Below are 14,092 nucleotides of genomic sequence, written 5' to 3'. Positions count from 1 at the left end.
TGCGGTCGTGTTCTGCGCTGAATTGCTTTCCGCCGTTCTCTCTTCGCCACATCGCGCTCGGAAACGCTGGATGGCGAAGTGGTCAAAATCCGCGCTCGCAATGCGCCTGCACGCGTTCCGCGTCGGGCAAATGGCGGCAAAGAAGTCCCTCAGTGCGCAAATGTCGGCAGTCCGACTGCAATAGCGATGCTGGTTCATTGTGCGTGCTCTGTCGACGAGAGCGTGACGAACAGTCCGTCGGAGCGAGGCGCGATGGCGGACATATCGCGCATGGCGGCGACAGTCCCCCTGTCGGTCGCTGTCCGAATTGGCGCTGGATGATTGGCGGTGCGTGCGCCGTCGGGCCGTCCGACGAACAGCGGCGCCCTTATCCAGAACGACAGACCAGAGACGGAGCGAATGGCGGGTCGAGCGCCGTCATTTCCCTCGATGAGAGGGGCGAGCGCTGCGACATAGGCGACGGTCTCGGATAGCAATGAACGGCGTCCGTCGAGATAGTCCTCGTAGCGGCGCGGTCCCGCATTATAGGCCGCGAGGAAGCCCGGCGAGCCGTAGCGATCGTGCAGCTCGCGGAGATAGGCCGCGCCGGCGACGATGTTGTCGCGCGGGTCGAAAGGATCGCCGGCAAGAGCGTAACGGGCGCGCAGCTCCGACCAGGTGTCGGGCATGATCTGCATGAGGCCCATTGCGCCTTTGGGCGAGACGGCATCTCGGTGGGCGCGGCTTTCGATCTGCATCACGGCCCGAATCCATGCCACGGGAATGCCGAAGCGCCGCGCAGCCTCTATGACATGGAGAGCATAGGGATCGCCATCGGTCGAGCGCTCGATCGGCGCTGCCTTTGCGGGCAGGACTCCGCCCAGTGTGCAGACCGGGGCGAGGCCGAAAAGAAGAAGGAGCGTGAATCGCGCACGCGTGCAGGCCCGGTTCAGGCGGTCCGATTTGCTCATGAGCGAGAGTGCGGGACGCATGTCATCAATCCCGCTCGCTGCGCTTCTGGAGTCGGGTCCAGTGCAGAATCCAGTTGGACTTGTCTTCGCTCGACTGGAACAGATTGGCGCGGATCGGCTGCGTCAGGGATGGATCGTCGAGGAGCAGCGAGACATAGTCGCCGGCCTTTTCGCCGATGCGCTTCCATGCCGCCCCGATCTCTGGTCCTTCGTCATCGCCGAGCAGGATGCGATAATCCGGCGCGTTCTCCGCGCCGCCGTGGTCGGAGGGAACCAGAACGATCTGGGCGTCGAGGGACAGCGTGCGGATGGCGCCCGAATAGCCTGACTTGGTGCGCCTGAATCGACCGATCTGCGTCATCGGAATTCCCCATATTGGTAAAGTCCTGCGGGTGTCAGTCGGTCGCGGCGCGCCAGACGAAGCGGCCGTCGCCTTCTTCATCAGTCCAGATTGGAACCGCGCGAGCGATGATCGACGCGGCGGGGAGTGGACCGAAGTAACGCCCGTCGAGGCTGTCCTGAACGGTCGGATTCATGAGGAAGACCTCGTCCGGCCGAAGTGTCCGGCAGCCGCTCCATTGCGGCAGCGGACGACCGAAGCGATCGCGATCTCGCGCTTCGCCGACGTCGACACCATCGACGGTGACGGTGGGGCCGGCGCGGCACACCGTCTGTCCGGGGAGCGCCAAGACATGCTTCAAGAGCAGCACGCCTTTCGGCAGGAAGCCGCCGTCAGCGAGGAAGCTCGCGATGAGTTCCGGCGGGCGGATTGCCACCAGCTGCATAGCCTGGTGTCGGCCCGTGGCCTGAAGCGCATAGAGTCCTGTCGGCGTGCTCGCCGTGGCGTTCCAGACGAGCCATGGCGTGACAGGAACCAGGGTCTGGCCGCCGATCAGCAGCACAGATGAGAGCGTCGCCGTGACATAGCCGAGGCGGATCATGGCGCGACGCTCCGGCGCTTCAGCCAGGCGTCATGCTGCTCGCGCGTGTAGGTGCGTGGCTCGTCGCCGACGGCGAGACGGTTGTGCAAATGCCGCCAATAGTCGGGCGACGCGTCGGCCGGATCGACGCCGATCGCCTCGATGGCGTCGATCGCCTGGAGGGCTCGCTCGACCCTCGGCCAGGCGTCGACGCGCAGCAGGATCTCGCCACCGGGCCGCACGAAAGGCAGCGTCTGATAGCGCTCGCCGGCTCCGACGGCGCGCACGATGTCCATCCGCGAAATCACCGTGCCATAGTCATTCGACGCCCATCGGACGAAGCAGAAGATGCTGCCGGGAGCGAAGCTGGCGATGCGGCGGCGGCGGTCGACAATCTTGTCCGCCGCGCGATGGCCGAAGCGAATCCGGAACTCGATCTTCTTCTCGATCCATGTCAGCTCGACATGGGTGAGAGGCGCAGCGCCGCGAGGCGGCGGCGCTTCGACGCGAGCGGATTGCGGCTCGTTGTCGTTCATGATGTCTCTCCGGGATCGTCGGGGAATTCGCGCGCGAGCAGGTCGCGCAGCATGTCGGCGACGGTGACGCCGCGCCGAAAGGCGGCGACCTTGATGCGGCCGCGCAGCGCCGGCGTGACGTCGATCGTCAGGCGTGCGGTGAATCCGCTGGCGTCGTTCGCGCGTCGGGCGGGAGCATCGGCCGATCTGATCCAGCCCTCGGCGTCGCCGGGACGCGCCGCGAAGCCGCGCTTTGCAGGGCGCTCGTTCATGCGGCGCCTCCGTCATGGAACGACGAGGGATCGCCATCCACATCGGCAAAGATCGTCATGGCGCGATCCTCCCGACCTCGGCGGCGAGCGCGACGATCTCGCGCGCCGCCGGCGTGTCGTCGGCGAGCTCGCAGACGAGCCTGCCGGTCTGTGCGGCGTCGGCGAAGGCGATGCGCTGACCAATGGTGGCGGAGAGCGCTGGCGGATCGTGATCGGCGAGCGTCTCGGCCGTCTCGCGCGCGATGACGGTGCGCGCCGCATAGCGGTTCAGGATGAAACGGGCGGCGAGCTGCGGACGATAGATTCGCGCCTCGCCGAGCAAAGCCAGCATCTCGGCCGACGCCCAGCCGTCGAAGGGCGACGGCTGCACGGGGATCAGCGCGAGATCGGCGGCGAGCAGCGCCGAACGCATCAATCCGGCGACGCGCGGCGGACCGTCGATGACGAGATGGTCGACGCCGCGCGCCAGCTCGGGCGCCTCGCGGTGGAGCGTGTCGCGCGGCAGGCCGACCACTGTGAACAGCCGAGGGAGATTCTCGCGCGCTCGCTGCTGTGACCAGTCCAACGCCGAGCCCTGAGGATCGGCGTCGATCAGCGTGACGCGCTTTCCCTGCCGAGCCCATTCGCCGGCGAGATGCAGGGCGAGCGTCGTCTTGCCGACTCCTCCCTTCTGGTTCAGCAGCGCGACGATCATGACGCGCGTCCTTCGCTTTCGCCGAAAGGAAGAGGCGCTTCGGAAGTCGCATCGGCCGTAAAGTCGGATTTACGGAAAGTCGTATCAGGCGTATTCTTTTCAGACGGAAGTTTCGGTGCGCGCGAACGCTCGGATGTGATTTCCACACCGGCCGGGCGCAAACAAAAGTTAGAGTCTCTGTTAGACTCTAAGTTAAGAGCCGGGATTTTTTCTTCGGGCCAGAGGGTTAGCTGCCCTCCGCGCGCCCGAAGTCCCGATAGGGCCGCGCCCGAAGTCCCGATACCATGCGCGCCCGAAGTCCCGAGTGTTTCCACAGGTTTATCCACAGGGGCTGTGGATAAGTTGATCGGCAGGATGTGCAGCAGCTCGCGCCGGCCCTCGTGCTCGATCCGCAGGCGATAACCGGGGAGCGATTGCCGACTGACGATGAGGCGGATGTCGCTGGCGAAATCCCTGAGCCTTGAGAGGCTGCCGGATTTTTGATGCAGGTGCGGGATGTCGAAGGTCCAGCCCTGCTTCTGACGACCGGCGTGCTTGCGGGCGACACGATAGAGCCAGCGCTCGACGCCGCCCGTCAGCCGAAAATAGGCAGGGTCTATGGCGAGCACGAGCGAGCGGTCGACGACGCCGCGGTAGAACCATTCCGGGAGAACGAATTCCATGCCTTCGACGCGGCCGTCGCGCGTCACGCACTCCTCCCATTCGTTGATCCAGGAGAACTGGCTGCGGCGCCAGTGCTCGCCATTGCGAATGGTGGTGCAGATCGCGGTCGACTGCAGGCGGGTGAGCGCGCCCTTCAGCAGCTTGTATTCGCGGGCGCCGGTCGCGCGTCCGACCGCCTTGAGGAGCTGATAGGGCGTGAAGCGCAGGAATCGGGACGTGGTGAGGCCCTGGTTCTCGGCGTCCACAATCTGGCTCGCTGCCCAGATCAGCACGTCGGCGTCCCATATGGTCGCCATGCCGTGCTCGGGCATGGCGAAGACTTCCACGCGCGCGCCGGCCGCCTCATAGAGGATCGGCGCCGTGCGCTTCGCCTTGGCGAGCGAGAAGAACGGCCGCTCCATGAGATCGCGCTGATCGCGCGGCGACGCGTCCCCCGTCGCGATGACGAAGGGGTGAAGGCGGCTGCGCTCGCTCGACGTGACGGGGAGGCGGCGCGACATGCGGCGTCGCCTCAGCGGTGGGAGTTCGGGCGGGCGATGCGCACGCCGGTGTCGATGCGGACGGCGTCGCGCGCTTCGACATATTGCGGATCGGACGTGGAGCGGCAGGCGGCCCCATCGGCCCAGGCCTGCAGGTCCTCGATCGCATAGACGACGCGTCCGCCGAGCTTGCGGAACGTCGGGCCGGCGCCGTGACAGCGGTATTTTTCGAGCGTGCGCGCGGAGAGGCTGAGCATTCGCGCGGCTTCATGCGTCCGGACGAAGCGCGTGGCGCCTTCGGATGATTTGTCGCGCAAGAGACGCCTCCGTAGCGGTGAGGTGCGCCGCAGGGAGGTCGCGGCGTTTCGAGATCACCGTGGCGGAGAAGAGAAGCGCAGGGGGAGGACGAAGATCACGGGCTCGTCCGTGTCCCCCCTTCGACGCGGAGCGCGCTCATGCCCGAACGGCAGCGAGGCGGAGAGCGTAGCAGGGGGCACGGTCAGCAGCCGCGCAGTAGCCGCTTGTAGCCACCATTCATCAGCGCCATGGAATCGTGGATAAGGCGGTTCGCCTTGCGGCGCGTCGCCGAGCTCTTCCATTCGAGCGCGGGAAGCGCGGCGTCTTCGGCGTCGATCAGGGACGCGGCGATGTCGCGTGGCCCCGCGCCGCCGAGCCGGAAATCCAGCGCGTGCAGCAACAGGATGAGACGCGCACGGCGCTGCACGGTCAATTGCAGCGCTCGAGGAAGCGGACCCGAGGCGCCGCCCTGAAGGAGACGAACGAATCGCGACGCGACTTCGAGCCGGATTTCGAGTGACGCGTCGAGCGGCAAAATGATCGCGGGACGGCTCGGCGCGCCGTCATTCATCCAAAGATGAATCTCTCCTCCGGCGTCGCCGATCACGACCCGCCTGTCCCCCGCGTCGGACCTGTCCGCGACGACCTTGCCGAAGGCGGTCGGATCGAAGGTCCCGTCCGCTGCGAAGCGGGGCGGCGCCGAAGCGATGATCAGCGTGCCGGGGTCAATTTCAGGAAGCCAGAGGGCCGGCTCCCTTCCTGCCGGAGCTTCGGGGTCATGAGCGAAACTGCAACCCCCAGCGACGCGCGAGGCTCGAAAGTGCGGTCGCTTCGTCGACGGCGCCGCGTTCGATCCGCCTCAGCGTCTCGCGATAATCCTGGCGATATTTCGGGTTCCGACGCAGGAATTCGAGCGCGAAACCGGAAGGGTTCAGGTCGTTCAATTGCTTGATGGAGTCGGGGTCTTTCCAAAAATTCGTCGGCATGAAGCGCTCCTCGGCTTGGCCTCGTAGCTCGAGCGGCGAGTTCGACGATCCCGGAATGTCAGAACCAAAACTAGTCCAAAGGGCTGCATCGCGTGCCGCGAGCGCCCATGACCTTTTCATGGCAGGCGAGAAGCGAGACTATTGCGGGCGGGCGCCCAAAAGCTGCCGGTAGCCGGCTGCGGACATCCATCTCGCCCTGGCCAAATGGCTCTCATGGACGATCTTCGCCCGTTCCGGCTCGCGCTCCGGATCGATCCCGAATATCACCGCGACGACCTCGCGCCAATCGGCGCGTTCTTCGTCGGCGTCCAACAGTCGCAGGTAGGTCGTGAGGTGGCGCTCGTCGTAGGCGTTCACATGCTCGGTGATAGGCGGACGATCTTCGAAGGCTGGCGTGCTCATTGCGGACCTGCCTGTCGCTCTATGCCGGCGAATTCATGGCGAGACGCCAGGATTATATCCCAGCATTGATTGGCGTTCTATTCCGACGGTGATGCAATCGGCGCATCGCGTTGTTCGCTGGGAATTCAGACTCACAGGTTCGACAGAGGCCGAGCGTAGCAGGGCCGCCGACGAATAGGAACGTTCGTTCCTGGAATGAACGTTCTTGACTCGGCTTCCATGCCACGATGGAAATCGAGGAGGTCATAGCGACGAATGTGCGTCGCCTGCGTCACGCCAGGAAATGGACGCAGGAAGAACTCGCCGAAAAGGCGAGGCTGAGTTCTCGCTACGTCGGGGCGATCGAGCGCGCAAATGTGTCGGCGAGGGTGAATATAGTAGGTCGGATCGCTGACGCATTGGACGTCGATCCCGCCGAGCTTCTCAAGCATAGCAAACCAAAAGCTAGCGGCTGAATGCGGAGGGGGCCACAAAGCTTGGCAAGATCGCCGCAACGTCAGTTTGGCGCCAATTCGGGACCTTGGGCGGGTGCCGAAAGCCGGACGTTCCGCTACTGGAGGATCAAGGCGGTAGCGTTTCAAAGCCTGTGAACGACAGGGATGGGGATCTGCTCTAGGAATAACTTGTCCACGCGAGAGTTACGTATAAGCGCGCCTAGGTATCGAGGAAAATCCCACTCACTGCTCATCACTCCGCGGAACGCGCTTGGCTTCCCGTTCAGCATTCCCCATTCGAAGTCCGACCAAGGTCCAAGGTACTCGATACCGACCTCATCTTCCGTATTCTCGGCTGCCGCCAGCGCTCCCAGCCTGTGTCGACCGTCGTTTTCTGATGCTGCTTCGAGTTGGTTTTTCCCATTCTTCTGCGGTGACGAGCTTGTGCTTCCCCTGCTCGATCGCGATCTGCAGGTTCCAATGGCGATTGGCCGGCTCAGATTGCTGCACCGATATGCGGGAGTTGGCGGCACATAAGGTCACCTTGATCGAGCGGAAATTGCTTGGAGTGCCAATCACTACAAGATGCCCGTCACAAAGCGGTCTACCCGCGTGCCTTCGAGATAGGTTGAGCGCACTAAGCCAGCCGCCGCGACCCCCGTCAGGGCGCCCCCCAGCACATCACTCACGTAGTGAGTTCCGACATAGACCCGCGAAAACATCATCAACATGGCGGCCGCAATGAACAGACTTCCGCGTCGCGGCATGCCGTGGATCAGGAAAGCCGCCGCGACGGCGAAAGTCGCAGTCGCATGATCCGAAGGAAACGAAAAATCAGCGCTGCGCTCGATCAGCAGGTGTGTGACGCCTACATCGTAGGGCCGTATGCGGTGGATAAACAGCAAGAGCACCTGATTGAATGCCAGCCCAAGAAGGAACGAGAATCCGGTTGCCACAAGAACGTGCCGCGTATGCGGTTTGTCATCGCCGCACCACCACCACTGCAAGGCGACGGCTGCAACCACGAGCGGAACAGCGATAGCGGACGTCCAGGCCATGAGCTGTTCGATCAGCGGAGCCTGTCCGGCCCAACTGTTGATTCCGTGCGTCACCGCAACATCGAGGTCAGACAGCATCGTTGCCGCCTATCGGGCGATTTTCGTCATGGGCCTCGTAAACCCGTTGCGCATACCGTTCGAGCGATGCCTCGCAGGCGCTAATGCGCTCCCCTGCTTCGATGGCCAGCGTCGCGCCGTAGAAATCCAGCTTTTTGATTTTATCCAACCACCCCTGAAGCTTCTTCAGGTCAGTGTCCTCTTCCTCGAGCTCGGCATACGTGAATTTGTTGATGGAAAATTCCTTGGCGATCTCGGCTTCAAAGCCCACGCAGCGGCCGAGAAACTCACGATATTGCTCGTCTCGGTCTGCGTTGAACCGGGCGACGACCTTTTCATTTTGGGCCTGATCGAGCGCGACCGTTTCAAGCAGCACCGACTCGCCGCCCATCTCGGCGATATCGTTTTCCAGCATCTTCAATTGGCGCACATGGTCGTCGGTCTTAGGCAGCAAGCAAACGCCATTTTGCAAGTAAATCGCTCCGATGCTCTTGAGCCGCCGCCAAAGGGCTACCCGCTTTGCCGGCGGATCCGCAGGAACCTTGTAGCTGAGGAGAAGCCATTTCAATTCAACCATCGTTGCAATCTATTTGTAACTATGGTTACATGTCAAGCGAAACAGGGTGGTGATTTTAGAACCCGTGGAGGACGTAGCGCGCGGAAAAATGGAACAAAAACAACATATAACGGGTAATGTAAGCGATGCGCTGGGGCTGCGCCACGACCTTGCGGTCCGCTGCCGGGGAGTGACCAAGACCTACGGCACGGGCGATGCAAAGGTTGTGGCGCTGCGCGGCGTCGACCTCGAAATCCGCTGCGGCGAGCTGCTCATGCTCGCCGGCCCATCGGGGTGTGGTAAGACGACCCTTATCTCCATCATCGCGGCAATCCTCGAGCCGGATTCCGGCATGTGCGAGGTGCTGGGTCATGATCCGCAACATTTGAGCCAGAGCGAACGCGCACACTTTCGCGGTGTTGCGATCGGCTTCGTCTTTCAGCTCTTTAACTTGCTGCCCGCGCTCACCGCCGTCGAAAACGTCGCTGTACCCTTGCTGATCAATGGCGTCTCTCGCAGGCGTGCCGAAGCCCGAGCGAGAGGGGTTCTGGAAGCGGTTGGGCTCGGCGCGCGTCTGAGCGCACTTCCGGCGCAGCTCAGCGGCGGCCAGCAACAACGCGTGGCCATCGCCAGAGCGCTGGCGCACGATCCCAAGCTGATCGTCTGCGATGAGCCGACAAGCAATCTCGATCACGAAACCGGGCGCAACATGATGGAAATCTTAAGAAGAGTGGGGAGGAGTCGTGACAGAGCGCTCATCGTCGTCACTCACGACACGCGCATCTATGAGTTTGCCGACCGCATCGCACGCATGGAGGACGGGAAGGTCGTCGAGATCGTCGAGGGCGCGGAAAGCGCGCATCTGCGATGATTGGCCGCTACGTGCTCTCCCTCCTCGCGTTAATAGGGCTCGCCGTCGCTACCGGCGCCGTTATGGAGCGCAGTCAAAGCGCGCCTATCGCTCCTCCCGCAGTTCAATCGCCGAAGGTTCCTTTCGCGTCGTATGTGGCTGGCGCTGGCATGGTCGAGGCGAGCACCGAGAATATCGCTATTGGTACGCCAGTTTCTGGCATTGTGACCGCAATCTACGTCAAGTTGGGTGACCGGGTGAAAGCCGGAGTTCCCCTCTTCAGGATCGACGATCGTGATCTTCAAGGCAGACTTTTGGTTGCGGTCGCCAAGGTCAAGGAAGCCGAGGAAACCCTCGCGAAGAAAACAAGCATCCTCGATTTCTCTACCCGCTTGGCGGCCGGGATCGGTTTCACTAAGTTGGAAATAAAGACCCGCCAATTGGACGTGGCCATTGATGAGGCAACACTCGCCTTGGCCAAGGCCGATGTCGATCAGATAAAGATCGAGATCGAGCGCCGCACGATCCGTGCCCCGGTCGCGGGCAGCGTCCTGCAGATCAAGACGAGACTGGGCGAGTTCGCGCAGGGCGGCGTGCTCATTACGCCGCTGATGCTGTTCGGCGACACGGACCGTTTGCACGTTCGCGTCGACATCGATGAGAACGATGCGTGGCGCGTTCAACCGGGCGGTTCGGCGCTGGTCTTCGTGCGCGGCAACCCCGAACTCAATACATCGCTGCGGTTTGAGCGCTTAGAGCCGTATATCCTTCCGAAAACGTCACTGACCGGCCAGAGCACTGAACGGACCGACACCCGCGTCCTGCAGGTCATCTACAGTTTTGATCCTTCGGCGCTGCCGGTCTTTGTCGGCCAGCAAGTGGATGTATTCATCGAGGCTCCGCCGATTGGCAGGGCGCGCGCTCAGACAGATGCTTCGAGGGAGATGCGATGAAGTCGCGCTCGAGATTCTCTGTGCCCTGCAAACTCCGACCGAGGAAACCGTGAATGCTGCGCGTGGCCTTGAAGATGCTCATAGGCGACCGCGTCAAATATGTGGGGCTGCTCTTTGGCATCACGTTCACCACATTCCTCGTCACCTTCGCTGCGTCATACTTCTGCGGCTTCATGACGCGTGGATTCGCTCTCGTCGCCGAGAACGGGGCGGCCGACGTGTGGGTCATGGACCCCGCCGTGGCTTCCGTCGAGCAGACCTCCAACATGGCGGCGTCGGCGTTGGGCCGCGTCCGCAGCGTCGAGGGGGTCGCATCCGCTGTGCCTCTGGCTCTCGGCACAGCCGAGGCGCGTTTCCCTAATGGGCGGTTTCAGCCCTTTCAGGTGATAGGCGTGGACGACGCCACACTCTCCGGCGTTCCTCCTTTGGAAAATGGCGCGTCGTCTGCAGCGCTCCGCGCTCCTGATGCAGCGATCGTCGATCCGGGCGGCACGGAAGATAAGCTCGAAACGCCCCTCCTAGAGGCTGATCAATGGCCTCCCGAGCCGCACCTCGATGCGCCGACCCGTCCACTGGCCACCGGTGACGAGCTCTTGATCAATGACCGCCGTGTCAGGATTGCCGGAAGATCAAAGGCGTTGCCGCGATTTCCGCCGCGACCTCTGCTCTACACGACATTCTCCAACGCCACTCGAATCCTGCTTCCAGAGCGGCGGCGGCTGACTTTCGTGCTCGCGACCGCCATGCCTGGCGTGATGCCGGGCGAATTAGCGGCGCGCATCCACGCGCGGACTGGCCTCAGGGCGCGCGCTTCAGACGACTTCAAGGCCGACACCGTGCGCTGGTTCCTGAACAACTCCGAAGACGTGGGCGATATCGCCGCAATGCTTTCAGTGGCCATGTCGGTCGGGTTCGGGGTAACCGGCATCATGCTCTACATGTTCACGCATGAGAATTTGAAGCAGTATGCGGTTCTGAAGGCTATGGGAGCGACCTCGAAGCTATTGCTGGGGATGATCGCCGTGCAGACCGGACTGTGCGCGCTTGTGGGCGCCGGGCTTGGACTTGGCCTATGCGCGACCCTTGGCCGGTTCGTGGCGGAAACCGCCGACTTCCCCTTCCGCATGATGTGGTTCACGCCGTTGCTTGGCGGGGGAACCGTTGTGCTGGTGAGTGTCGCCGCCGCCGCAATCAGCGCCCGTCCCGTTTTAAAGCTCGAACCCGCAATCGTCTTTGCGGGGCGTTAGAACGGCAATACGGCAGCGCGATCCGTAAGCATTCGCCGTGGGCCGCAGGACCGTCGCGTCAGCGCTCATGAGGTGACTTCATCTCTTTGTGGATTTTGATGAGCTCGACGAGGTTTTCGACGCCGAAGTCGGTGAAGGCCAGGATCTCGAGGTCGCCGAGGCCATAGACCCAGATCACGCCATCCTCGGGCTCCATTTCATTGGCGACGTCATGGAGGAAGTCGACACTTTCGCCGAGCTGCGCAGCGATGCGATCGATGGTCGTGACGTGGGAGACCTTGTTGACGTGCATGATCAGGCCGCCAGCGCTGGCGCATCTTTATCCTTCTGGCGCCAGTTCCACGGCAGCAATTCGTCTAGCCGATGCGCCGGATGCGCGGCGATGCGCGCGAGGACGTCGGCGAGCCAGGCCTGCGGATCGACGCCGTTCATCTTCGCTGTGACGATGAGCCCATACATGGCGGCGGCGCGCTCGCCTCCGCGATCAGACCCGCAGAACAGCCATGATTTTCGTCCCAGAGCAATTCCCCGCAGTCCACGCTCGGCTGCATTGTTCGAGACGCAAACGCGCCCGTCGTCGAGGAACAGCGTGAAGGCCGGCCATCGCTTCAGCATATATTGCATCGCTTTGGCGAGATCATGTCCACGCGAGAGCTTGGCGACCTGTTCGCGCATATAGCTCTCGAGCGCGTCGACGAGAGGTCGGCTCGACGCCCGGCGAACGGCGAGGCGTTCTTGCGCGCTCTTGCCGTTGATCGACCTCTCGATCTCGAACAGCGCGTCGATGCGGCGCACGATCTCTATGGCGATCGGCGACAACGGAATCTCCTTTTTCCCCGCCGCCTTGCGACGGGTGTTCGCATCGATGTCGGCCATGACGAAGAACGGCCGCCGCGCGTGCGCCCAACACGCCGCTTCGAGAATCGGACCAGGCTTGCGCTCCGCCACATACAGCTTGTTGTAGCCGTCATAGGCGTCCGCTTGCAGAATGCCGGAATAGTTCGCCAAATGGGTCTGCGGATGTTCGCCTTTGCAATCGCGCGAGTAATAGAAGATCGCGGCAGGTGGGTCCGCGCCGCCGAAGGGCGCGTCGTCGCGCACATAGACCCAGCAGCGGCCGGTGTCGGTCTTGCCCTTCGCCAGCACGGGCACGGTGGTGTCGTCCCCATGCAGCCGCTCCGCCGCCAGAACATGCGCCTCGACGAGACGCCGCAGCGGATCGAGCGCCGCACACACGGAGCCGACCGAGTCGGCCATGGTCGACAGCGCAATCGGCGCGCCTTCGAGAGCATAGCGCTCGGCCTGGCGGTTGAGCGGCTGATGCTGGCCGAACTTCTCGAACACGATCATCGCCAGCAGGCTCGGCCCCGCCCAGCCGCGCGCAACGACATGGAACGGCGCCGGCGCCTGGGTGATCTTCTCGCAGTCGCGGCAGGTGAACTTTTCCCGCACGGTCTCGACGACCTTCCACTGACGCGGCGTCGTCTCGAGCGTCCGCGTCACATCCTCGCCGAGCTTGCGCAACCGCGCGCCGCCGCAGCAGGCGCAACTCGCCGGAGCTCCGATTACGACCCGCTCGCGCGGCAGATGCTCGGGAAAAGTGTCGCGCTCCTGCGGCCGCTTGCGCTCGAAGCTGGCGACCGTCGTCGTTTTGGCGACGGCGCGCTCCGCCGCGAGTTCGTCCTCGGTCGCGCTCGCTTCCAGCTCTTCGAGTTCGAGCGACAACTGATCGAGCAGCCGCGCCGAGCGCTCCGACTTCTGCCCGTAGATCTGCCGTTGCAATTTGGCGATCTGGAGCTTTTGCGCCGCGATCAGCGCCATGTCTTCCGACGCCTTTGCAAGCGCGACGGCGAGCTGCGCTTTCAGCACGGCGTTTTCGTCGAGAAGGGCTTGGTTCAAGGCGTCCATGAGGCGAAGTGAATCACAAATCGCGCGATTTGTGGCGCCCCAAAATGCAGTCGACCCCAGCTTTTTCTCACCCCGCGCTTTGCGGCCTGTAGGTGAGTTGCGGATTCCGCCAATCAATTCCCTCGAGCATATAGGCCATCTGAGCGGCCGAAATCGACACGGCGCCCGCGCTCGCCGAGGGCCAGATGAACTTTCCGCGGTCGAGCCGCTTGGCGTAGAGCGATAGGCCGACCCCGTCGTGCCAGAGGATTTTGGCGAGGTCGCCGCGGCGCCCGCGGAAAATGTAGAGGTCGCCGGCGTGAGGGTCCCGTTGCAACTGCTCTTGAACCTGAAGCGCCAGCCCCTGCATGCCGCGTCGCATATCTGTATGGCCGGTGGCTATCCAGACCCGGCAACCCGCAGGCAAGGGAATCATGAGCGCAGCGCCTTCAAGGTCGCGGCGATCACGGAAGACGGCGCCGTGGCGCTGATCTTCACACGAACGTCCTTCAGCTCGACTTCGACGACGCCGGCCGCGGCTTCTTGCGGCGGCTGCTCCTGTGACGTCGCCACTCGCGGCGCGGGCTCGATGATCACCGGCGAAAATCCGCACACAGCGGCGCTTGCCTCCCGCTGCGCCGCGCGCCGCCATTTGTAGACGAGGCTCGTGCAAACGTCCTCGCGCCGCGCCACATCAGCGACCACGGCGCCCGGCTCGGCGATCGCCGCCAATATCCGAGTCCGGTCTTCGTTTCTCCATCGGCGCCGCCGCTCGCCGCCCGTGATCAATGTCATCCGACCCATGCTGTGCAGCTTGCCTCGCTCATAAAGCCGACTTAGCTGCGCAGCTTCGCTTTTCTCTCGATTTTGAA

21 protein-coding genes are annotated in these 14,092 nt (G+C 63.3%); 4 read left to right on the top strand and 17 right to left on the bottom strand.

Going from position 1 to position 14,092, the window contains the following annotated elements; translation table 11 throughout:
- Window positions 1-194 precede the first annotated feature (194 nt).
- From IY145_RS03760 to IY145_RS03710, 11 genes are all read right to left on the bottom strand, one after another.
- Window positions 195-971 (bottom strand): lytic transglycosylase domain-containing protein, encoded by a 777-nt coding sequence (locus tag IY145_RS03760; RefSeq protein WP_196406974.1) that lies wholly within the window; start codon window positions 969-971, stop codon window positions 195-197.
- A gap of 4 nt (window positions 972-975) precedes the next feature.
- Window positions 976-1,311, bottom strand: a complete 336-nt coding sequence (locus IY145_RS03755; protein WP_196406973.1) for a DUF736 domain-containing protein — start codon at window positions 1,309-1,311, stop codon at window positions 976-978.
- A 34-nt stretch (window positions 1,312-1,345) separates the two neighbouring features.
- Window positions 1,346-1,891, bottom strand: coding sequence for a S26 family signal peptidase (locus IY145_RS03750; RefSeq protein ID WP_196406972.1), 546 nt, complete (start codon window positions 1,889-1,891; stop codon window positions 1,346-1,348).
- Window positions 1,888-2,406: a DUF2840 domain-containing protein gene (locus tag IY145_RS03745; RefSeq protein WP_196406971.1), complete on the bottom strand. Its 519-nt coding sequence runs from the start codon at window positions 2,404-2,406 to the stop codon at window positions 1,888-1,890. Before IY145_RS03745 ends, IY145_RS03750 begins: the two co-directional genes overlap by 4 nt.
- Window positions 2,403-2,657 (bottom strand): hypothetical protein, encoded by a 255-nt coding sequence (locus tag IY145_RS03740; protein WP_196406970.1) that lies wholly within the window; start codon window positions 2,655-2,657, stop codon window positions 2,403-2,405. Before IY145_RS03740 ends, IY145_RS03745 begins: the two co-directional genes overlap by 4 nt.
- Window positions 2,658-2,712: 55 nt before the next feature.
- Window positions 2,713-3,351 carry a ParA family partition ATPase gene (gene parA / locus IY145_RS03735; protein ID WP_196406969.1) on the bottom strand — a complete coding sequence of 213 codons (639 nt, stop codon included), beginning with the start codon at window positions 3,349-3,351 and terminating at the stop codon, window positions 2,713-2,715.
- Entirely contained in the window at window positions 3,348-4,514 is a 1,167-nt protein-coding gene (locus IY145_RS03730; RefSeq protein WP_196406968.1) for a replication initiator protein A, read from the bottom strand. Before IY145_RS03730 ends, parA begins: the two co-directional genes overlap by 4 nt.
- Window positions 4,515-4,525: 11 nt before the next feature.
- Entirely contained in the window at window positions 4,526-4,750 is a 225-nt protein-coding gene (locus IY145_RS03725) for a DNA-binding protein (RefSeq protein WP_409455320.1), read from the bottom strand.
- Window positions 4,751-4,992: 242 nt separating this feature from the next.
- Window positions 4,993-5,499: a DUF2285 domain-containing protein gene (locus IY145_RS03720; protein ID WP_409455319.1), complete on the bottom strand. Its 507-nt coding sequence runs from the start codon at window positions 5,497-5,499 to the stop codon at window positions 4,993-4,995.
- Between the two features lie 67 nt (window positions 5,500-5,566).
- Window positions 5,567-5,776: a transcriptional regulator domain-containing protein gene (locus IY145_RS03715; protein ID WP_196406965.1), complete on the bottom strand. Its 210-nt coding sequence runs from the start codon at window positions 5,774-5,776 to the stop codon at window positions 5,567-5,569.
- A 138-nt stretch (window positions 5,777-5,914) separates the two neighbouring features.
- Window positions 5,915-6,178: a DNA -binding domain-containing protein gene (locus tag IY145_RS03710; RefSeq protein ID WP_210332615.1), complete on the bottom strand. Its 264-nt coding sequence runs from the start codon at window positions 6,176-6,178 to the stop codon at window positions 5,915-5,917.
- Window positions 6,179-6,405: 227 nt separating this feature from the next.
- Here IY145_RS03710 and IY145_RS03705 point away from each other — a divergent pair, with 227 nt between their 5' ends.
- Window positions 6,406-6,633: a helix-turn-helix domain-containing protein gene (locus IY145_RS03705; RefSeq protein ID WP_196406964.1), complete on the top strand. Its 228-nt coding sequence runs from the start codon at window positions 6,406-6,408 to the stop codon at window positions 6,631-6,633.
- 557 nt (window positions 6,634-7,190) lie between these two features.
- Here IY145_RS03705 and IY145_RS03700 read toward each other — a convergent pair.
- Together IY145_RS03700 and IY145_RS03695 are read right to left on the bottom strand one after the other, a co-directional pair.
- Complete coding sequence (locus IY145_RS03700) at window positions 7,191-7,748, bottom strand: phosphatase PAP2 family protein (protein WP_409455293.1); 558 nt, start codon at window positions 7,746-7,748, stop codon at window positions 7,191-7,193.
- On the bottom strand, window positions 7,738-8,304 hold the full coding sequence (locus tag IY145_RS03695) for a Chromate resistance protein ChrB (RefSeq protein WP_196406963.1): 567 nt from the start codon (window positions 8,302-8,304) through the stop codon (window positions 7,738-7,740). Before IY145_RS03695 ends, IY145_RS03700 begins: the two co-directional genes overlap by 11 nt.
- A gap of 88 nt (window positions 8,305-8,392) precedes the next feature.
- Here IY145_RS03695 and IY145_RS03690 point away from each other — a divergent pair, with 88 nt between their 5' ends.
- From IY145_RS03690 to IY145_RS03680, 3 genes are read left to right on the top strand one after another with little or no spacing between them, the layout of a single operon-like run.
- A complete protein-coding gene (locus IY145_RS03690) occupies window positions 8,393-9,154 on the top strand; it encodes an ABC transporter ATP-binding protein (RefSeq protein WP_196406962.1) in 762 nt (253 codons plus the stop codon).
- Window positions 9,151-10,086 carry an efflux RND transporter periplasmic adaptor subunit gene (locus IY145_RS03685; RefSeq protein WP_196406961.1) on the top strand — a complete coding sequence of 312 codons (936 nt, stop codon included), beginning with the start codon at window positions 9,151-9,153 and terminating at the stop codon, window positions 10,084-10,086. Before IY145_RS03690 ends, IY145_RS03685 begins: the two co-directional genes overlap by 4 nt.
- 53 nt (window positions 10,087-10,139) lie before the next feature.
- Window positions 10,140-11,333, top strand: coding sequence for an ABC transporter permease (locus IY145_RS03680; RefSeq protein WP_196406960.1), 1,194 nt, complete (start codon window positions 10,140-10,142; stop codon window positions 11,331-11,333).
- A gap of 58 nt (window positions 11,334-11,391) precedes the next feature.
- Here the strand turns inward: IY145_RS03680 and IY145_RS03675 are convergent, their stop codons facing one another.
- The 4 genes from IY145_RS03675 to tnpA form a co-directional block, all read right to left on the bottom strand.
- Window positions 11,392-11,625, bottom strand: a complete 234-nt coding sequence (locus tag IY145_RS03675) for a hypothetical protein (RefSeq protein WP_196406959.1) — start codon at window positions 11,623-11,625, stop codon at window positions 11,392-11,394.
- 2 nt (window positions 11,626-11,627) lie between these two features.
- On the bottom strand, window positions 11,628-13,241 hold the full coding sequence (tnpC, locus tag IY145_RS03670) for an IS66 family transposase (protein ID WP_196406958.1): 1,614 nt from the start codon (window positions 13,239-13,241) through the stop codon (window positions 11,628-11,630).
- A 67-nt stretch (window positions 13,242-13,308) separates the two neighbouring features.
- The gene (tnpB, locus tag IY145_RS03665) at window positions 13,309-13,656 is read right to left on the bottom strand and encodes an IS66 family insertion sequence element accessory protein TnpB (RefSeq protein WP_196406957.1); all 348 of its coding nucleotides are present in this window, start codon (window positions 13,654-13,656) and stop codon (window positions 13,309-13,311) included.
- Complete coding sequence (gene tnpA, locus IY145_RS03660; RefSeq protein ID WP_210332614.1) at window positions 13,653-14,015, bottom strand: IS66-like element accessory protein TnpA; 363 nt, start codon at window positions 14,013-14,015, stop codon at window positions 13,653-13,655. Before tnpA ends, tnpB begins: the two co-directional genes overlap by 4 nt.
- Window positions 14,016-14,092 lie beyond the last annotated feature (77 nt).

Source organism: Methylosinus sp. H3A (assembly GCF_015709455.1).
Classification (GTDB): domain Bacteria; phylum Pseudomonadota; class Alphaproteobacteria; order Rhizobiales; family Beijerinckiaceae; genus Methylosinus.
This window is presented reverse-complemented; position numbering and strand designations above follow the sequence as displayed.